We start from the raw sequence: 17149 nt of genomic DNA, 5'->3' as shown, positions 1-17149 counted from the left end.
CAGCGCTTTTCCGAGTAATCTAGTCAGGCATTGTAATGGCTGCGCAGGGTTTCGGCGACCCTGGGATGCACGTGCTTCGAGACATCGCCGCCGAGCCGGGCGATTTCGCGCACCAGGGTCGAGGAAATATAGGAGTTCTCCACCTCCGGGGTCAGGAAGACCGTCTCCAGCTCCGGCATCTGGGCGCGGTTCATGTTGGCCAGCTGCAGCTCGTACTCGAAGTCGGACACCGCCCTCAGGCCGCGCAGCAGCACGCGCGCGTGCTGCTGCTTCATGAACTCGGTCATCAGCCCCGAGAAGCCCACCACCTCGACGTTGTCGAGATCGGCCACCACTTCCCGGGTCAGGGCGATGCGGGTATCGAGGTCCAGTGCGGGCCCCTTGCCCGGGCTCGTGGCGATGGCCACCAAGACCTTGTCGAACAGCCGCGAGGCGCGCTCGATCAGGTCGAAGTGGCCGTTGGTGATGGGGTCGAAGGTGCCGGGGTAGACCGCGATATTCATCCGCGTTCTCCATCCTCGAGTCGTCCAAAGGGGTTGTCCACCACCAGCGACACCGGCCGGGCATAGCCCGGGATGCGGATGCTTCGATCGCTGACCTCGAGCTCCGGTCCCTCCAGCACGCCCTCGCCGAAGCGGTAGCGGGCCCGGAAGTGGCCACGGTCGGCCTGCTGCAGGTAGATGGCGGCGGCCTCGCGGGTGGTCTCGCGGCGAGCCTGCCAGGCGGCCACGGCGGCCTCTCCGTGACGCTGCATCAACAGCCGTTCGGTGACCGCGGGCGAGAGCAGCACGCCGGTGGCGTTGTTGCCGCCGAAGCCCTTGGCATTGATGAAGGCGGCATCGGCGGCGAAGGACAGCGGCGTGCGCGAGAAGCGCAGCCGCTCGGCGTAGACGTCGTCGGCCACCGCGTCCAGGGTCGGAATGCCCGGCAGCAGGGCGTGGGCGAAGCTGCCCAGGGCGCTGGCGAGCTGGTCGCCGGCGGCACTGCCCTGGGAGTGGCCGACGAAGGCCTTGATCGCCACCACCGGCCAGGCCTCGATGCCGTACGCCCGGGCGACCAGCTCGAAGACATGGGACTCGGTCACCCGGTTCTTGGGCGTGCTGGTGCCATGGGCGTGGAGGAAGCTGCGCTCGCGCAGCGCCGTTTCGCCGAGCATGTCGCGGACCAGCGAGGCGGCCTTGCCCAGGGTGATGTAGTTGCCGATGCCGGGGGCCGAGATGGAGCGCTTCCAGCCGTCGGCGTTGACGAACACCGCCGGCACGCTGCCGAGGATCTCGGCCCCCGTCTCCAGCGCCAGGGCATCGTCCATCAGCAGGATGAACTGGCTGGATTCGGCGATGGTGAAGCCGCAGTTGCGGGCAAAGGGCCGGCAGGCCTTCTGGTAGTCGGCATCGGTGAGCAGCTCCAGGGCGTCCAGCGCCCGGAGGCTGTCGTCGTCGGCCAGGGCGCCCATGGCCCGGAAACCCTCGATGATCTCGGGGGTGATGGGAGCGTCGGCGGTGCCGACCATCACCACCCGGCGACGGCCGGCGCGGATATCCTCCACACCGAGCCGCAGGTTGTAGAGGAAGCTGGCACAGGCGCCGAGCACCGCACCGGTACCGCCCACGCTGCCCAGGACATAGGCATTGAGGAAGTCGGCGGGCATCTGGCCGTAGCCCAGCGGCATCTGCTTCGAGGTGGCCCGGTTGCCCGAGACGAAGCTCTTGAGCAACCCGCCCCAGCCCTCGTCGTCGAGCTGGCCGATGGAGTTGCCGGCATAGACCGCCACTTCGTCGGGGTCGAGGCGGTCGCGAAGGGCATCCCACTCCAGGCCGCTGTCGCCCAGGCAGTCGCTGGCGGCGAAGATCGTCATGGAGAGACCGCGGGGGTGATGCACGCTGCGGTAGAAGCGACTGGGCTCGAAGCCGGTGGGCAGTTGGCCGGCGGTGCGCACCTGGGCCTGACGGGTCTCGGGCAGCATCACGTCCATCTGCCCGGCGGGCACGGTGACCTCGAGGATATGACGGTCGATCTCGTGCACCTGCCAGGTGGGCGGCAGGTCCTCCGGCAGCTGGCGACGGCGAATCCGGAAGGTCAGCGGCGTGTCCAGGGCGAGGCTCGCCCGGCGGTTGGCGGGCAACCCCTCGTCGTTGAAGCGGGGATCCTCGATGCGCCGGATCAGGGTGTGGTCGAGCACCCGCTGGCGGGTCTGCTCGACGATGGCGGCGGGCTCGAGGGGGTGGCCCTCGGCGTCCTGCCAGCCGCCATCGTCCTGGCCGCTGGCCAGTCGCATCATTGCCGCCAGGCCCAGCAGGGTCTGGGCCTGGTCGTCGTCGGGCAGGGCGCCGAGCACGGTGCGGCGAAACGCCTGATGGCCCGAGGTTCTGCCGGCGGGATTCACGCCGCCCATGCCGACGATCACCGGTAAATGTGACAAGCCGGGTTCCTCGTTGTGCTGTTTGATGTCTACGAGCCGAATGTGAGTATCAGGCCATGGATCATAGCACCCGGCCTGGCGCGGCGTCATGCCGCGCCCAGCGGGGGAAAAGCAGGGAGGGGTTCTGAAACGAGTGTTTGATGGCGGTCGCTGTCTCGGCTATCATCAAACGGCTGTTTGAGTCATATGAGTGGTCTTGGGCGCGCCTCGTTGCGAGGCGCGCCATTTTTTCGGTTCCCCGGTATCAACGCCGCCTGCGGTAGGCTGCTAGAATGGCCCTCCCCAAGCCGTTGCGGGTCGTCCGTCATGCAAGCCTCCTCCCGTGCGATCGTCTCCAATCAGCCCGGCCCCCACCACGGCCTGGCGCAACGTGTGGCGCGCTCACTCGCCCACCCATTGTGCAAGCCGGTGGCCGAGCATACCCGTAAGGCCTTCACGGCGGCCCGCCGCTGGTATGAAAGCCGCGGCGACATGCCGCTGATCCTGGATGCCGGCTGCGGCGTCGGCCTCTCGACGCGGCGGCTGGCCGCGCGTTTCGCCGACCACGCGGTGATCGGGGTCGACCGCAGCGACGCTCGCCTCTCCCGGGAACACGGTCCTCTGCCCGGCAACGCCCTGCTGGTACGTGCGGACCTGGTGGACTTCTGGCGCCTGGCGCTGGCCGCTGGCTGGCAGCCGCGGCGCCACTACCTGCTCTATCCCAACCCCTATCCCAAGGCGGCCCACCTCAAGATGCGCTGGCACGGTCACCCGGTGTTCCCGGTGATCCTGGCGCTGGGGGGGCGACTCGAGCTGCGCTCCAACTGGCGGCTCTACCTCGAGGAGTTCGCCCTGGCGCTGGAGCTGGCGGTCGGCGTGACGGCAGCGGTGGAGCCCCATGTGCCCGGCGACGCGGCGCGGGCGCCCGATGCGTACCTCACCCCCTTCGAGAAGAAATACCATGCCAGCGGCCAGGCCCTCTGGCGACTGGTGGTCGAGCTGCCCCATGATGCCGGGCTGGTGCCGACCGACCCGACCCAACCAACCGGGGAGGATGGGTGATGGCCTTCGTCTACCTGGCCCTGGCGATCGTCGCCGAGGTGGTCGCCACCAGTGCCCTCAAGGCGTCGGACGGCTTCACGCGGCTGTGGCCCAGCGTCACCGTGGTGATCGGGTACGGTCTGGCCTTCTATCTGCTCGCCCTGGTGCTGCGTAGCGTGCCGGTGGGAATCGCCTACGCTTTCTGGGCGGGACTGGGCATCGTGCTGGTCACCCTGGTGGGGCTGGTGGTCTACGGCGAGCGACCGGACCCCCCGGCCCTGCTGGGTCTCGCCATGATCGTTGGCGGCGTGGTGGTGATCCAGGTTTTCTCCTCGGTCTCGGCCCATTAAGCTGATCCTCTATCTCGCTCGGCGCTCGTCGCCGCTCCACTCGCCCGACTCGATGATGCCCGTCAGTGATGCTCCAACGACTGCTTTCCATTTCATTGCTTTGCTTGCTGCTGGTGTCGCCGCTGGTGCAAGCCAACGGCTTCGCGCGCCTGGCCGAGCTGGGCGAGCGGGGGTTTCTGATCGGCGCCGAGGCCCGCTTGCTCGACAGCCGTGAAGTCCTCGGCGCCATCGAGCCGCAGCGCCAGCTGTCGCCGGCCTCGGTGACCAAGGCCTACCTGGCGGCGGCGGCACTGGACCACTGGGGCCCCCAGCACCGCTTCACCACGCGCCTGGTCAGTGATGCCGAGCTCGACGCGCACGGCGTCCTGCATGGCGATCTTGTGCTGGACGGCGGCGGTGATCCGGCGCTCTCCACCGAGGACCTGTGGCGACTCACCCAGCGGCTCCACCAGCGCGGGGTGCGCACCGTCGACGGCCAACTGGTCGTCAGTCAATGGCGGTTCGGGCCGGTGGAGTGCATCACCACCGACCGCTGCCAGGCCCACTCCCGGGTCGCCAACGCCTACAGTGCCCTGCTCAGCTCGGCGGGAGTGAACCATGGCAGCTGGTGCGTCACCGTGGCCCCGGGGCCCGCCGCCGCCGAGCCGGCGCGGGTCACCAGTTGTGACAGCCAGGCGGCGATCGTCGGCATCGACAACCGGGTCGTGACGCGGCCCGACGACAGCGGCACCCGGCTCAACGCCGAGCGTATCCTGAACAACGATGGCGACGTCATGGTGGTGAGCGGCCAGATCTCGCTCAACGCCCCCCCTCGAGAGATCTATCGTGCCAGTTCGGACCCGGCGTTGCAGACCGCTCGTACCCTGCTGGCGATGCTCGAGCAGGCCGGCATCGAGGTACGCGAGGGCGCGACGACCAGTATCGCCGAACCGCGGGCCTCGTCCCGCCGGCTCGCCGAGGTGGAGGGCCTGCCGCTGCAGGAGTTGTTGCTGCGGACCATGAACCACTCCAACAACTTCATGGCCGACCTGCTCGCCCTCAACCTGGTGGAGACGCCCCGCGCCGACCTGCGGCTGGGGGGGCAGGCCATCGAGCACTTCGTGGGCGGCATTCCCGACCACGGCCCGCTGACCCTGCGCAGCGGCAGCGGGCTGACCCCCGAGAACCGGACGTCGGCCCAGGGGGTGAACACCCTGCTGGAGAGCATGTTCCACCGGCCGGCACTCTTCCCCAGCTTCGTGGCCAGCTTCCAGTCGCCGGGCAATGGAGTAATGCGCTTCATGCGCCGCGGCTCCACGACCTTCCAGCACCATGTCATGCTCAAGACCGGCACCCTCAACCAGCCGGTGGCGGTGCGCTCGCTGGGCGGCTACTTCCGCACCCGGAGCGGCCGCTGGGGCGTGTTCAGCGTGATGGTCAACGGCACCTCGAGCACCCCCTGGCTCAACTGGGCCCAGGTGCTCGATCCGCTGGCCGAGGATCTCGAACGCATGATCAACGAGAACTGACAGGGACCCCGTCATGAAACCCGGACACACCGGCTGGCGCCACCTCATCAGTGCCACCGACTATTCGTTCAAGGGACTGCGTGCCGCCTTCCGCCACGAGACCGCCTTCCGCCAGGAACTGCTCGTCTGCGCGCTGCTGCTGCCGCTGGCCTGGTGGGTCGGCCAGGGGCCGGTGGAGTGGATCCTGCTGGGGGGCAGCTGCCTGCTGGTGCTGATCGTGGAACTGCTCAACAGCGCCATCGAGAACGTGGTGGACCGCATCGGCACCGAGCACCACGAGCTCTCTGGCCGCGCCAAGGACATCAGCTCGGCGGCGGTGATGCTGTCGCTGGTCGTTGCCGGCCTGACCTGGGGGTTGCTGGTCTGGCAGAAATTCCTCGGTTGATTCACGACTCTTTCCACGCCCCGGGTGCCGGGCGGCGGCCGGCTTCGCTATGCTGGGGACATTCGTCAACCCGGATGCGAGATGCCCATGGCCCTTCCCGACGACTTCCTGCCGCTGACCGACATTCCCGCCCCGCTCAGGGTGCCGCTGCAACATGGGCGGGAGCGCCTGGCGGCGTCGCTCGAGCAGGCCGACAACCTGGCCGGCATGAGCGACGGCGACTCGCCACTGGAGGACTGGCTGGCGCTCTCGGCGTCCCGGCGCGGGCAGTTGGCCCGGGTGCTGGCGATCTCCAGTTTCGTCGCCGAGACCCTGGTGCGTCATCCCGAGTGGCTGCTCCATCTCGATGCCAGCGGCGAGCTGGAGGTCGCCCCCGACGCCGAGACCCTGCGTGAGTGGCTCGCCGAACGGCTCGAGGCCGTCGAGGACGAGCCGGCCCTGCAGTCCGTCATGCGCCGCTTCCGGCGCGCCCGGATGCTGGGCATCGTCTGGCGCGATCTGACCCGCCCGTCGGGCATCGACATGTGGGCTACCGCCGGGGCGGTCTCGCGGCTCGCCGAGACTTGCCTGGAAGGCGCCCTGGGCTGGCTCGAGCGCCATCTCGAGCCGCGCTGGGGGCGCCCCGCACGGCGCCGCGACGGCGGCGAGCAGCGCCTGGTGGTGCTCGGCATGGGCAAGCTGGGGGCCGGCGAGCTCAACCTCTCCTCCGATATCGACCTGATCTTCGCCTTTCCCGAGAAGGGCGACACCGAAGGCGGTCGCAAGTCCCTCGAACATCAGGAGTACTTCACCAAGCTGGGCCAGAAGCTGATCGCCGCCCTCGATCCGGTGACCGCCGACGGCTTCGTCTTCCGCGTCGACATGCGCCTGCGCCCGCTGGGCGACGGCGGGCCGCTGGTGGGCAGCTTCTCGTCGCTGGCCGGCTACTACCAGGACCAGGGCCGTGAGTGGGAGCGCTATGCCATGCTCAAGGCGCGGCCGGTCGCCGGCGATCGCGAGGCCGGGGCCGAGCTGCTGGCCGGCCTGCGCCCGTTCGTCTATCGCCGCTACCTGGATTTCGGTGCCATCGAGTCGCTGCGCGAGCTGAAGGCGCTGATCAATCGCGAGGTGCGCCGCAAGGGCATGCAGAGCAACATCAAGCTTGGCCCCGGCGGTATCCGCGAGGTGGAGTTCGTGGTCCAGGCCTTCCAGTTGATCCGCGGCGGGCGCGACACCGAACTTCAGGTGACCTCGCTGAAGACCGCCCTGGAGCGCCTGCCCGAGCTCGGCCTGCTGCCCCGGGAGGTGGTCGACGAACTGCTGCCCGATTACGTCTTCCTGCGTGATCTGGAGCACGTCCTGCAGGCGCTGGAGGATCGCCAGACCCAGCGCCTGCCCGACGACGACCTGGATCGGGAACGCGTGGCGCTGGCCCTGGACATGGAGGACTGGCCGGCGGTGATGGGACGGCTCGACGAGGTGCGTGATCGGGTGCGCCAGCACTTCGATGCGGTGATCGCCGATCCAGAAGAGGAGTTGGAAGAGGCCGACGACGGCGCCGAGGCGGCGGTCAGCCTCGAGGGGTGGCGCGCACTCTGGCGCGGTGAACTGGAGGACGACGAGGGCCAGGTGCTGCTGGGTGACGCCGGGTTCGGTGACCCGGCCACCGCCGGGCGGCGGCTGCACTCCCTGCGTCACTCCCGCCAGGTCCAGACCATGCAGCGCATCGGCTACGAACGCCTCGATGCCCTGATGCCGTTGCTGCTCGATGCCGTGGCCGCCAGCGAGCAGCCGGATACCGCCCTGGAGCGCGTGTTGCCGCTGATCGAGGCGGTGCTGCGGCGCACCGCCTACCTGGCGTTGCTGCGCGAGAATCCCGATGCCCTGGGACACCTGATGCGACTCAGCAGTGCCAGCCCCTGGATCGCCGAGCAGCTCGCCCGCTATCCGATCCTGCTCGACGAGCTGCTGACCCCCGACACCCTCTACACCCCGGCCGACAAGGCGCGGCTCTCCGACGAACTGCGCCAGGCGCTGGGGCGGCTGCCCGAGGACGACGAGGAGGCCCAGCTCGAGGCGCTGCGGGTGTTCAAGCACGCCCAGACGCTGCACGTGGCGGCCTCGGACATCGCCGGTACCCGACACCTGATGAAGGTCAGCGACTACCTCACCTACATCGCCGAGGTGATCCTCGAGGCGGTGCTGGCCATGGCCTGGAAGCACCTCACCCGCAAGCACGGTTTCCCGCAGCGCCACGACGGCGAGCGGGCCGGCGTCGACCCGGAGTTCCTGATCGTCGGCTATGGCAAGCTCGGCGGCATCGAGCTCGGCTACGGCTCCGACCTGGACCTGGTGTTCATTCACGACGGCGCGCCCCAGGGCAGCACCGACGGCGAGCGCGCGCTGGACAACGCCGTCTTCTTCACCCGCCTCGGCCAGCGGATCATCCATCTGCTCACCGCGGTGACCCCGGCCGGCTCGCTCTACGAGGTGGACATGCGCCTGCGTCCCTCGGGCAATTCGGGGCTGCTGGTCAGTTCGCTCGACGCCTTCGCCGACTATCAGCGCGACCAGGCCTGGACCTGGGAGCACCAGGCGCTGGTACGGGCCAGGGTGGTGGCCGGCCATGAGCGGCTGGCCGAGCGGTTCCAGGCGATCCGCAGCGAGATCCTCGGGCGCTCGCGTGACGGCGAGGTCCTGTGCGACGAGGTGGTGAAGATGCGCCACAAGATGCGCGAGCACCTGGCCAGCAAGAGCGAAGGCGAGGACTTCGACCTCAAGCACGACCCCGGTGGCATGGTCGATATCGAGTTCCTCTGCCAGTATGCGGTGCTCTCCATGGCCGGCGACACGCCCGATCTATTGGCGTGGAGCGACAATATTCGTATTCTGGAGACCTTGGAAGCGACCGGCCGCCTGCCGGGGCGCGACTGCCAGCGCCTGCGAGACGCCTACCTCGCCTATCGCAGTGCGGCGCACCGGGCCTCGCTGACCCGCGAGGCGGGGCGCGGCCGGAATGCGGATTTCCATGCGCACCGTCAAGCCGTCATCGAGCTCTGGCAGCGGCTGCTCGAGCCGCAGGACGACCCGCAATGATCCCGTCCCGAGCGTGGCGCCACGAGGCGCCGCGTCGCCGGCAGGTTCTCTGATTCAACACGACTAGAAGACGAAAGGACGTAGATTATGTCGATGGCTGACCGTGACGGTCTCATCTGGTTCGACGGCGAACTGGTTCCCTGGCGCGATGCCCAGGTGCACGTGCTGACCCATACCCTGCACTACGGCATGGGTTGCTTCGAGGGGGTGCGTGCCTACGCCACCGACAGGGGCACCGCCATCTTCCGCCTCAAGGAGCACACCGACCGCCTGTTCGACTCCGCCAAGATCCTCGGCATGGAGATGCCGTTCGACAAGCAGACGATCAACGAGGCCCAGCGTGCCGCGGTGCGCGAGAACGGTCTCGAGGAGGCCTACCTGCGCCCCATGGTGTTCTTCGGCAGCGAGGGCATGGGGCTGCGTGCCGACAACCTCAGGACCCATGTGATCGTCGCCGCCTGGGAGTGGCCGTCGTACATGGCGCCGGAGGCCCGCGAACTGGGCATCAAGGTGCAGACCTCCTCCTTCACCCGCCACCACGTCAACATCTCCGTGACCCGGGCCAAGGCCAACGGCCAGTACATCAACTCGATGATGGCACTGGCCGAGGCGCAGCGCGGCGGCTACGACGAGGCACTGCTGCTCGACCCCCAGGGCTATGCCGCCGAAGGCTCCGGCGAGAACCTCTTCGTGGTCAAGAACGGCGTCATCTACACCCCGATGCTGACCTCCTGCCTCAACGGCATCACCCGCAACACCGTGCTGCACATGGCCGAGCACCTGGGCTATGAACTGCGCGAGAAGCTGATCACCCGCGACGAGATCTACATCGCCGACGAGGCCTTCTTCACCGGCACCGCCGCCGAGGTGCTGCCGATCCGCGAACTCGACGGCCGTGCCATCGGGGCGGGCCGCCGCGGCCCGATCACCGAGAAGATTCAGTCGCTCTACTTCGACCTGGTGCGCGGCAAGCAGACGCTCGACGACAACTGGCTGACGCCGGTGGCCTGAAGTCCCGGCCCGGCTCGCCCGGGAGCATGATCACGGCGCCCCGCCTGTCGACGACAGGCGGGGCGCCTGCGTATGCGGTCCGGTAAACCTGCTCGCCCCACGGCCGGTAATGGACACAAAATAACCAGATTGGTCATTTCTCCGTGATGGTCGCGTTGTGCCGAATCCAGGCCCAGCCGTAAGCTCCAACAACCGACTTGCACAGTCCGCAGGTTGACGAACAAATATTAGAAAACGCCAGGAGTATCTCCATGTTCAAGAAAACCTTACTCGCCGCTTCCATCGTCATGATGTCGACCGCGACCGTTCATGCCGAGGGTCCCTACCGGATCGGCATTACCCAGAACAATGTCGGTGTCGATAGCTATCAGACCACCTATGAAAATGCCTTCGAGGAGGCCGCTGAAAGAGCCGGTAATGTCGACGTCGTGGTGCTCGATGCCGGTGGTGATGTGGCGCGTCAGATCGGCCAGATGCAGGACCTCATCCAGCAGCGGGTCGATGCCATCATCATCTGGCCGACCAATGGCCAAGCGGTGATTCCCGCGATTCGCCAGGCCCACAAGGCCGGCATTCCCGTGGTGGTGACCAACTCCAAGATCGCCGATTCAGGCCTTGACTTCATTGCCGCATTTTCCGGACCCGACAATGTCCAGCAGGGCATCTCCTCGGCCGAGATGATGTGTGATGCCCTGGGCGGCGAAGGCCAGATCGTGCAGATCTCCGGCCAGCCGGGCTATACCACCGCGATCGAGCGTGCCACTGGTTTCGAGGAGCGCCTGGCCGAACTCTGTCCGGGTGTCGAGCTGCTGGAAACCCAGCCGGGCAACTGGAACCGTGAGCGTGCCCAGCGCGTCATGGAAGACTTCCTGACCAAGTACGATCGTATCGACGGTGTCTATGCCGGTGACGACAACATGGGGGTGGGCGCCTTGAATGCCGCCAAGGGCGCCGATCGCGCCGACGAGATCGTGTTCATCGGCGCCACCAACTTCGCCGTGGGCTATGACGCCATCGAGCGTGGCGAATACTACGGCTCCATCTATCAGTCTCCGGTGGATGACGCCGAGGCGGCCCTGCAGACAGCCCTGGATGTGCTGGATGGCCAGGAAGTGCCGAAGATGAACTTCTTCGAGACCCCGAAAATCACCGCCGAGATCCTCAGCGAGTTCGAGCGACCGGTTTTCTGAAGGCACGTTGTGCTGCCCGGGACCGTGCTTGCAAGGCGATCCCGGCACACGGCACGAGCCTGGGCGCAGGCCGACTGCGCAAGGTGACACCCATACAGGTGATTAGCATGGCTTCTGCAGAACAAACCAAATCACGACTCTTGACGGGAAGTGTCAACAAGGCGGGCTTGATGAGCTTTCTCTCGGCCCAGGGCATCCTGATCTTCTTCCTGCTCGGCATGGTCGTGTTCTCGTTCTTTTCCGAGCAATTCCTCTCCCAGTCGAACATCATGACGGTGGTCCGCCAGGCCTCGATCATCGGCATCATCGCGGTGGGCGTCACGGTGGTGATCATCGGCGGGAACCTGGATCTTTCCGTGGGCTCACTGCTGTCGTTCTCCACCGTGCTGGTGGTCGACCTGCACGACAAGATCGGGCCCATGAATGCCATCCTGCTGATGTTCGCGCTGACCCTGTTGATCGGTGCGGTGAACGGTTTCCTGATCGGCTTCATGCGCCTCAACTCATTGATCGTGACGCTGGCGATGCTCTCGGCGATCCAGGGACTGGTGCTGATCTACAGCGGCGGCCAGAACGTCGACATCGCCAATCAGGGCGGCACCTGGTTCGCCTTCTTCGGCCGCGGCTACGTGGCCGGTATCGCGGTGCCTATCCTGCTGTTCGGACTAATGGCCATCGTCGTGCAGGTCGTCATGTCCTACACCGGCTACGGGCGGCGCATCTTCGCCGTCGGCGGCAACCCCATGGCCGCGGTCTACTCGGGCATTCGCAAGAACTGGTGCGTGTTCAGCACCTACCTGATCTCGGCCTTCTGCGTGGCCTGTGCCGCCCTGGTACTCGGCTCGCGGGTCATGGGCTCCCAGAACAACGTCGGCCAGGGCTACGAGCTGCTGGTGCTCGCCGGCATCATCCTCGGCGGCACCAGCCTGCTCGGCGGCGCCGGCAGCATCTGGAAGACGGTGATCGGCGTGCTGATCCTCGGCTTCATCCAGAACGGCCTGCTGCTGATGGGTTATCCCTACTACACCCAGTGGATCGTGACCTGGGTGATCATCATCCTGGCCGTCTGGCTGGACCTCGCCAACAAGCGCAAGCGCTTGCTGACGACCCACTCATGACGCGGAGGCATGACACATGACGTCACTGAAAGGTTTCTTCCGTGGCAAGTCGGCCATCCAGCCGATCTGGATCTTCGTTATCGCCATCTTCATCTTCTTCAGCTTCATGTCGGAGTACTTCCTGTCGCTGGGCAACATCACCAACATCCTGGTGCAGACCTCGACCATCGGTCTGATCGCCCTCGGCATGACCCTGGTGATGATCAACGGCAACATCGACCTGTCGGTGGGCGCGACCCTGGGGCTTGCCGCTTCGCTGGCGGTGGGGCTGCAGGAGACCAGCATGACGCTGGCGATCCTGGCCGCGCTCGGGTCGGGCATTCTGCTCGGCGCCCTCAACGGCCTGGTGGTGTGGAAGACCGGGGTCAACGCCTTCATCGTCACCCTGGGCGCCATGCTGGGGGTCAGGGGGTTGATCTTCCTGTACACCGGTGAGGAGTCCTTCTATGCGATGAACTTCGCCTTCGCCGATTTCGGTGCCAGCACCATCGGCCCGTTCCCGGTCCTGGCGATCATCTTCCTGTTCTGCACCCTGGTGATGCACCTGGTGCTGACCCGCACCGGCCATGGCCGCAACACCTTCGCGGTGGGCGGCAACCCGGAGGCCTCCATCGATGCCGGCATCCGGCTCGGCCGCCACATGATGATCAACTTCATCATCGTCGGCTTCTTCGCCGCCCTCGCCGGCGTGCTGCTGGCCAGCCAGATGGGGGCCGCCACCCCCAACCTCGGCCGTGACTACGAGCTGTGGACCATCACCGCGGTGGTGCTCGGCGGCACCAAGCTCACCGGTGGCTACGGCAGCATCACCGGCACCCTGGGGGGCGTGCTGGCCATCGGCATCCTGCGCAATGGCATGAACCTGATGCAGGTGCCGGCCTTCTACGTGCTGGTCATCCTCGGTGCGATCCTGATCTCGGTGCTGATCATCGACAAGAAGCTCAATGTGCCGTCGACCAAGGAGGTACGGATATGACTCCCTCCCAAGGCAATGCCGTGCAGCGGCCCCCGATCGACGCCGAACCGGTACTCCGGCTCGCCGGCATCACCAAGCGTTTCCCCGGGGTGGTGGCCCTGAACAACGTCGACTTCGACGTGCGCCCCGGCGAGGTCCATGCCCTGCTCGGCGAGAACGGCGCCGGCAAGTCGACCCTGATGAAGGTGCTGGCCGGCAAGCACCAGGCCAACGAGGGCCGCATCATCCTCGGTGGCGAGGAGATGGAGTTCGAGAACCCCAAGCATGCCAAGCGGGCCGGGGTGGTGCTGATTCACCAGGAACAATCGCTGGTCCCGGAGATGACGGTGGCCGAGAACATCTTCCTCGGCAGCCTGCCGAAGAAGTGGGGCAACCGGGTCGACTGGCGAAAGCTGCGCGAGGACACCAACAAGATTCTCGAGACCCTCAAGTGCAGCTTCCGGCACGACGATCTGGTGGGGTCGCTGTCCATCGCCAAGAAGCAGATGGTCGAGATCGGCCGGGCGCTGGTGTTCACCCCGCGGGTGGTGGTGTTCGACGAGCCCACCGCCTCGCTGACCGACCACGAGAAGCCGGTGCTCTACGATGTGATCCACTCGCTCTGCGACCAGGGGGTGGGAATCGTCTACATCTCGCACCGCATGGACGAGATCTTCCATCTGTCCCATCGCATCTCGGTGCTGCGCGATGGCGAGTACACCGGCACGGTGAATACCTGCGCGACCAGCGAGGACGAGGTCACGCGGATGATGATCGGGCGCAGCCTCGAGCTCGACCATGCCAGCAAGCCCAGTGAGTTCGGCGACAACATGCTCGAGGTACGCAACCTCACGGTGAAGCGGGTCTTCGAGGATGTCAGCTTCAACGTCCGCAAGGGCGAGATCGTCGGCATGTACGGGCTGGTGGGGGCGGGCCGCTCCGAGGTCGCCGAGACCATCTTCGGGCTACGCACCCCCGTGGCGGGCGATGTGGTGCTGGATGGCGAGGTGGTGAACTTCCGTAACTCCCACGACGCCGTGGCCGCGGGTATCGCCCTGGTACCGGAGGATCGCAAGGACCAGGGGTTGATACTGGGCATGAACTGCCGGGACAACATGACCCTGGCAGGGCTCGGTGCGGTCTCCTCGATGGGCTTCATGAAGGGCTCGGCCGAGCGCACCGTATACGACAAGTACCACCAGGCGATGAAGATCAAGACGCCCAGCTGGCGCCAGAAGGTCGGCAACCTGAGCGGCGGCAACCAGCAGAAGATCGTCATCGGCAAGTGGCTGCATACCCACCCCAAGCTGCTGATCCTCGACGAGCCGACCCGCGGGATCGATGTGGGCTCCAAGGCGGAGATTCACACCCTGGTCAAGGATCTCGCCAAGTCGGGTTACGCGGTGCTGGTGATCTCCTCGGAGATGCCGGAAGTGCTCGGCCTGAGCAACCGCATCATCGCCATGTATGACGGCCGGGTCACCGCCGAGTTCGATGGCGACAGCGTCAGCGAGGACGAGCTGGTGCAGGCGATCACAGGAATGGGCAAGCCATCGCCGACGGCGGCCGTGACCGGCTAGGAGGGCGCCGCCACCGCGGCGCCCCGCACGGGGCGTCGACATGCATCTTCAACGTCTGAGGAAACACCCATGCAATCCTTTGTCTATCATGGCCTGCCATCCCGGGTGGTATTCGGCCAGGGGACCCTGTCGCGCCTCGCCGAGGAGATCGAGCAACTCGGTTGCCGTCGAGCCCTGGTGCTGGCCACCCCCCATCAGCAGGAACAGGCACGCGCGGTGCTGGAGCAGCTCGGGGAGCGCGGGGCTGGCCTGTATGCCGAAGCGGCCATGCACACGCCGGTCGAGGTCACCGAGCGTGCCATGCGGGTGGTCGAGGAACTGGGGGTCGACTGCACCGTGGCCATCGGTGGCGGTTCGACCATCGGCCTGGGCAAGGCCATCGCGTTGCGCACCGGGCTGCCCCAGGTGGCCATCCCCACCACCTATGCCGGCTCCGAGATGACGCCGATCCTCGGCGAGACGCGCGACGGCATCAAGACCACCCAGCGCACCCTGGAGGTGCTGCCCGAGACGGTGATCTACGACGTCGACCTGACCCTCTCGCTGCCCGCGGGGATGTCCGGCACCAGCGGCATCAATGCGATTGCCCATGCGGTGGAAGCGCTCTATGCCCGTGACCGCAACCCGGTGATCTCGCTGATGGCCGAGGAGGGCATCGCGGCGCTGGCCCGGAGCCTGCCGGTGATCGCCGCCGACTCGGGTAACGCCGAGGCACGCTGCGACGCCCTCTACGGCGCCTGGTTGTGCGGTAGCTGCCTGGGCGCGGTGGGCATGTCGCTGCACCACAAGCTCTGCCACACCCTGGGGGGCTCCTTCGACCTGCCCCATGCCGAGACCCACACCATCGTGCTGCCCCATGCGGTGGCCTACAACGCCCCGGCGGCCCCCGAGGCGATGTCGCGCATCGCCCGGGCACTGGGCTGCGAGGATCCCGCCGCCGGTCTCTTCGACCTGGCCCGGGCGGTAGGCGCGCCCACGGCACTGGAGGAGATCGGCCTGACGCCGGGCGATGTCGAGCGTGCCACCGAGATCGCCACCCGGAATCCCTACTGGAACCCCCGCGAGGTCGAGGCCGAGGGCATCCATCGTCTGCTGCACCATGCCCTGGTCGGCCGCCGGCCCGCCAGCGAGACGGGAGCACACCGATGAAGACACTGCTGACCAATGCCACCGTGATCACCATGGATCCCGAACTCGGCGACCTGCGCGATGGCCAGGTGCTGGTGGAAGACGACCGGATCCTGGCCGTGGGCCAGGATCTTCCGGGCGAGGGCGCCGAGGTTATCGACTGCCGGGGCGGCATCCTGATCCCCGGGCTGGTCAACGCCCATCTGCATACCTGGCAGACCGGCCTGCGCGGGGTGGCCGCCAACTGGACGCTGCTCGAGTACTTCCGCCACGTCCACCGCGGCCTGGCGAGCCTGTTCACGCCCGACGACATCCATATCGCCACCCGCATGGGGGCGCTCAACCAGCTCAACTGCGGTACCACCACCCTGGGAGACTGGTGCCACAACAACCCCACACCCGAGCATACCGATGCGGCGATTCGCGGGCTCAAGGAGTCCGGTATCCGGGCGCTGTTCTTCCACGGCTCGCCCAAGCCGGACCCCGAGCCGGGGCAGCCGCACTTCAGCGAGATCCCGCACCCCCGCGGCGAGGTCGAGCGGCTGCTCGAGGGGGAACTCGCCGACCCCGAGGCCCGGGTGACCCTGGGGCTGGCCATCCTCGGCCCCCACTACTCCACCCTCGATGTCAGCCTGCAGGATTTCGCCCTGGCCAAGGAGTTCGGCCTGGTCGCCTCGATGCACCAGGGCGGCGGCGCGGCCGTCAGCCCCGGTGGCTGGGACGTGGTCGAGGAGAGGGGGCTGCTGGGGCCGGACATCAACATCGTGCACGGACAGAGCCTCACCGACGGGCAGCTGGCCCGCTTCTGCGAGCAGGGCGTGACCTTCTCCATCGCGCCGGAGAACGAGATGACCCAGGGGCATGGCTTCCCGATCACCGGCCACGTGCGCCGGCACGGCGGTGTCGTCTCCCTGGGGGTGGATCTCGAGTCGGTCATCTCCGGTGACATGTTCTGCGTCGCCCGCATGGCGCTGGGCATGCAGCGGGCACTGGACAACGATGCCTCGCGGCGCGAGCAGGGCAGCATTCCCGATACCTCGACCATCCGCACCCGCGAGGCGCTGGCCTGGATCACCGTCGACGGCGCACGCGCCCTGGGCCTCGAGGCGCGCATCGGCAGCCTGACGCCGGGCAAGCAGGCCGACATCGTGCTGCTCGACAGCGGCCTGCTGAACATGCAGCCGGTCAGCGACCCGGTCTCGACCGTGGTCATGCAGGCGAGTCTCGCCAACGTCGACAGCGTCATGGTGGCGGGAGAATTCCACAAGCGAAACGGCAGGTTGCTGGCGGACGTGGCGGAGGGGGTCAGGCACCTCGACGCCTCCGGCCAGCGTATCCATGCCGAACTGATGTCACGGGAACAGGCGTCCCGAGAACCAGGGGAGACAGTCCAATGACCACGACGAGCCC

Annotated in this window: 14 protein-coding genes; 12 read left to right on the top strand and 2 right to left on the bottom strand. The window is 67.1% G+C overall.

Annotated elements, in window-relative coordinates; genetic code table 11:
• Nucleotides 1-23: 23 nt before the first annotated feature.
• Together coaD and QLQ85_RS04055 are read right to left on the bottom strand one after the other, a co-directional pair.
• The gene (coaD, locus tag QLQ85_RS04060; protein WP_282737829.1) at nucleotides 24-503 is read right to left on the bottom strand and encodes a pantetheine-phosphate adenylyltransferase; all 480 of its coding nucleotides are present in this window, start codon (nucleotides 501-503) and stop codon (nucleotides 24-26) included.
• The gene (locus tag QLQ85_RS04055; protein WP_282737876.1) at nucleotides 500-2392 is read right to left on the bottom strand and encodes a beta-ketoacyl synthase; all 1893 of its coding nucleotides are present in this window, start codon (nucleotides 2390-2392) and stop codon (nucleotides 500-502) included. Before QLQ85_RS04055 ends, coaD begins: the two co-directional genes overlap by 4 nt.
• 333 nt (nucleotides 2393-2725) lie before the next feature.
• Here QLQ85_RS04055 and trmB point away from each other — a divergent pair, with 333 nt between their 5' ends.
• From trmB to QLQ85_RS03995, 12 genes are all read left to right on the top strand, one after another.
• On the top strand, nucleotides 2726-3460 hold the full coding sequence (trmB, locus tag QLQ85_RS04050) for a tRNA (guanine(46)-N(7))-methyltransferase TrmB (RefSeq protein WP_282737828.1): 735 nt from the start codon (nucleotides 2726-2728) through the stop codon (nucleotides 3458-3460).
• Nucleotides 3457-3789, top strand: coding sequence for a DMT family transporter (locus tag QLQ85_RS04045; RefSeq protein WP_407650336.1), 333 nt, complete (start codon nucleotides 3457-3459; stop codon nucleotides 3787-3789). The genes trmB and QLQ85_RS04045 overlap by 4 nt, the downstream gene beginning before the upstream one ends.
• A 68-nt stretch (nucleotides 3790-3857) precedes the next feature.
• Nucleotides 3858-5297: a D-alanyl-D-alanine carboxypeptidase/D-alanyl-D-alanine endopeptidase gene (gene dacB, locus QLQ85_RS04040; protein WP_282737826.1), complete on the top strand. Its 1440-nt coding sequence runs from the start codon at nucleotides 3858-3860 to the stop codon at nucleotides 5295-5297.
• A 13-nt stretch (nucleotides 5298-5310) separates the two neighbouring features.
• Nucleotides 5311-5682: a diacylglycerol kinase gene (locus tag QLQ85_RS04035; protein WP_282737825.1), complete on the top strand. Its 372-nt coding sequence runs from the start codon at nucleotides 5311-5313 to the stop codon at nucleotides 5680-5682.
• Between the two features lie 87 nt (nucleotides 5683-5769).
• Nucleotides 5770-8757, top strand: coding sequence for a bifunctional [glutamate--ammonia ligase]-adenylyl-L-tyrosine phosphorylase/[glutamate--ammonia-ligase] adenylyltransferase (gene glnE / locus QLQ85_RS04030; protein WP_282737824.1), 2988 nt, complete (start codon nucleotides 5770-5772; stop codon nucleotides 8755-8757).
• Nucleotides 8758-8844: 87 nt separating this feature from the next.
• Entirely contained in the window at nucleotides 8845-9768 is a 924-nt protein-coding gene (locus tag QLQ85_RS04025) for a branched-chain amino acid transaminase (RefSeq protein ID WP_282719990.1), read from the top strand.
• Nucleotides 9769-10019: 251 nt separating this feature from the next.
• On the top strand, nucleotides 10020-10958 hold the full coding sequence (locus QLQ85_RS04020) for a sugar ABC transporter substrate-binding protein (RefSeq protein WP_282737823.1): 939 nt from the start codon (nucleotides 10020-10022) through the stop codon (nucleotides 10956-10958).
• A 170-nt stretch (nucleotides 10959-11128) separates the two neighbouring features.
• Entirely contained in the window at nucleotides 11129-12076 is a 948-nt protein-coding gene (locus QLQ85_RS04015; protein WP_282737822.1) for an ABC transporter permease, read from the top strand.
• A gap of 16 nt (nucleotides 12077-12092) precedes the next feature.
• Nucleotides 12093-13052, top strand: coding sequence for an ABC transporter permease (locus tag QLQ85_RS04010; protein ID WP_282737821.1), 960 nt, complete (start codon nucleotides 12093-12095; stop codon nucleotides 13050-13052).
• Nucleotides 13049-14611 carry a sugar ABC transporter ATP-binding protein gene (locus QLQ85_RS04005; protein WP_282737820.1) on the top strand — a complete coding sequence of 521 codons (1563 nt, stop codon included), beginning with the start codon at nucleotides 13049-13051 and terminating at the stop codon, nucleotides 14609-14611. The genes QLQ85_RS04010 and QLQ85_RS04005 overlap by 4 nt, the downstream gene beginning before the upstream one ends.
• A 69-nt stretch (nucleotides 14612-14680) precedes the next feature.
• Nucleotides 14681-15760 (top strand): maleylacetate reductase, encoded by a 1080-nt coding sequence (locus tag QLQ85_RS04000; RefSeq protein WP_282737819.1) that lies wholly within the window; start codon nucleotides 14681-14683, stop codon nucleotides 15758-15760.
• Entirely contained in the window at nucleotides 15757-17136 is a 1380-nt protein-coding gene (locus QLQ85_RS03995) for an amidohydrolase family protein (protein WP_282737818.1), read from the top strand. The genes QLQ85_RS04000 and QLQ85_RS03995 overlap by 4 nt, the downstream gene beginning before the upstream one ends.
• Nucleotides 17137-17149: the final 13 nt, after the last annotated feature.

It is taken from the genome of Halomonas kalidii (genome assembly GCF_030010475.1).
Taxonomy (GTDB): domain Bacteria; phylum Pseudomonadota; class Gammaproteobacteria; order Pseudomonadales; family Halomonadaceae; genus Halomonas; species Halomonas heilongjiangensis.
The sequence above is the reverse complement of the archived record's forward strand: the minus strand, read 5'-3'. Positions and strand labels throughout refer to the sequence as shown.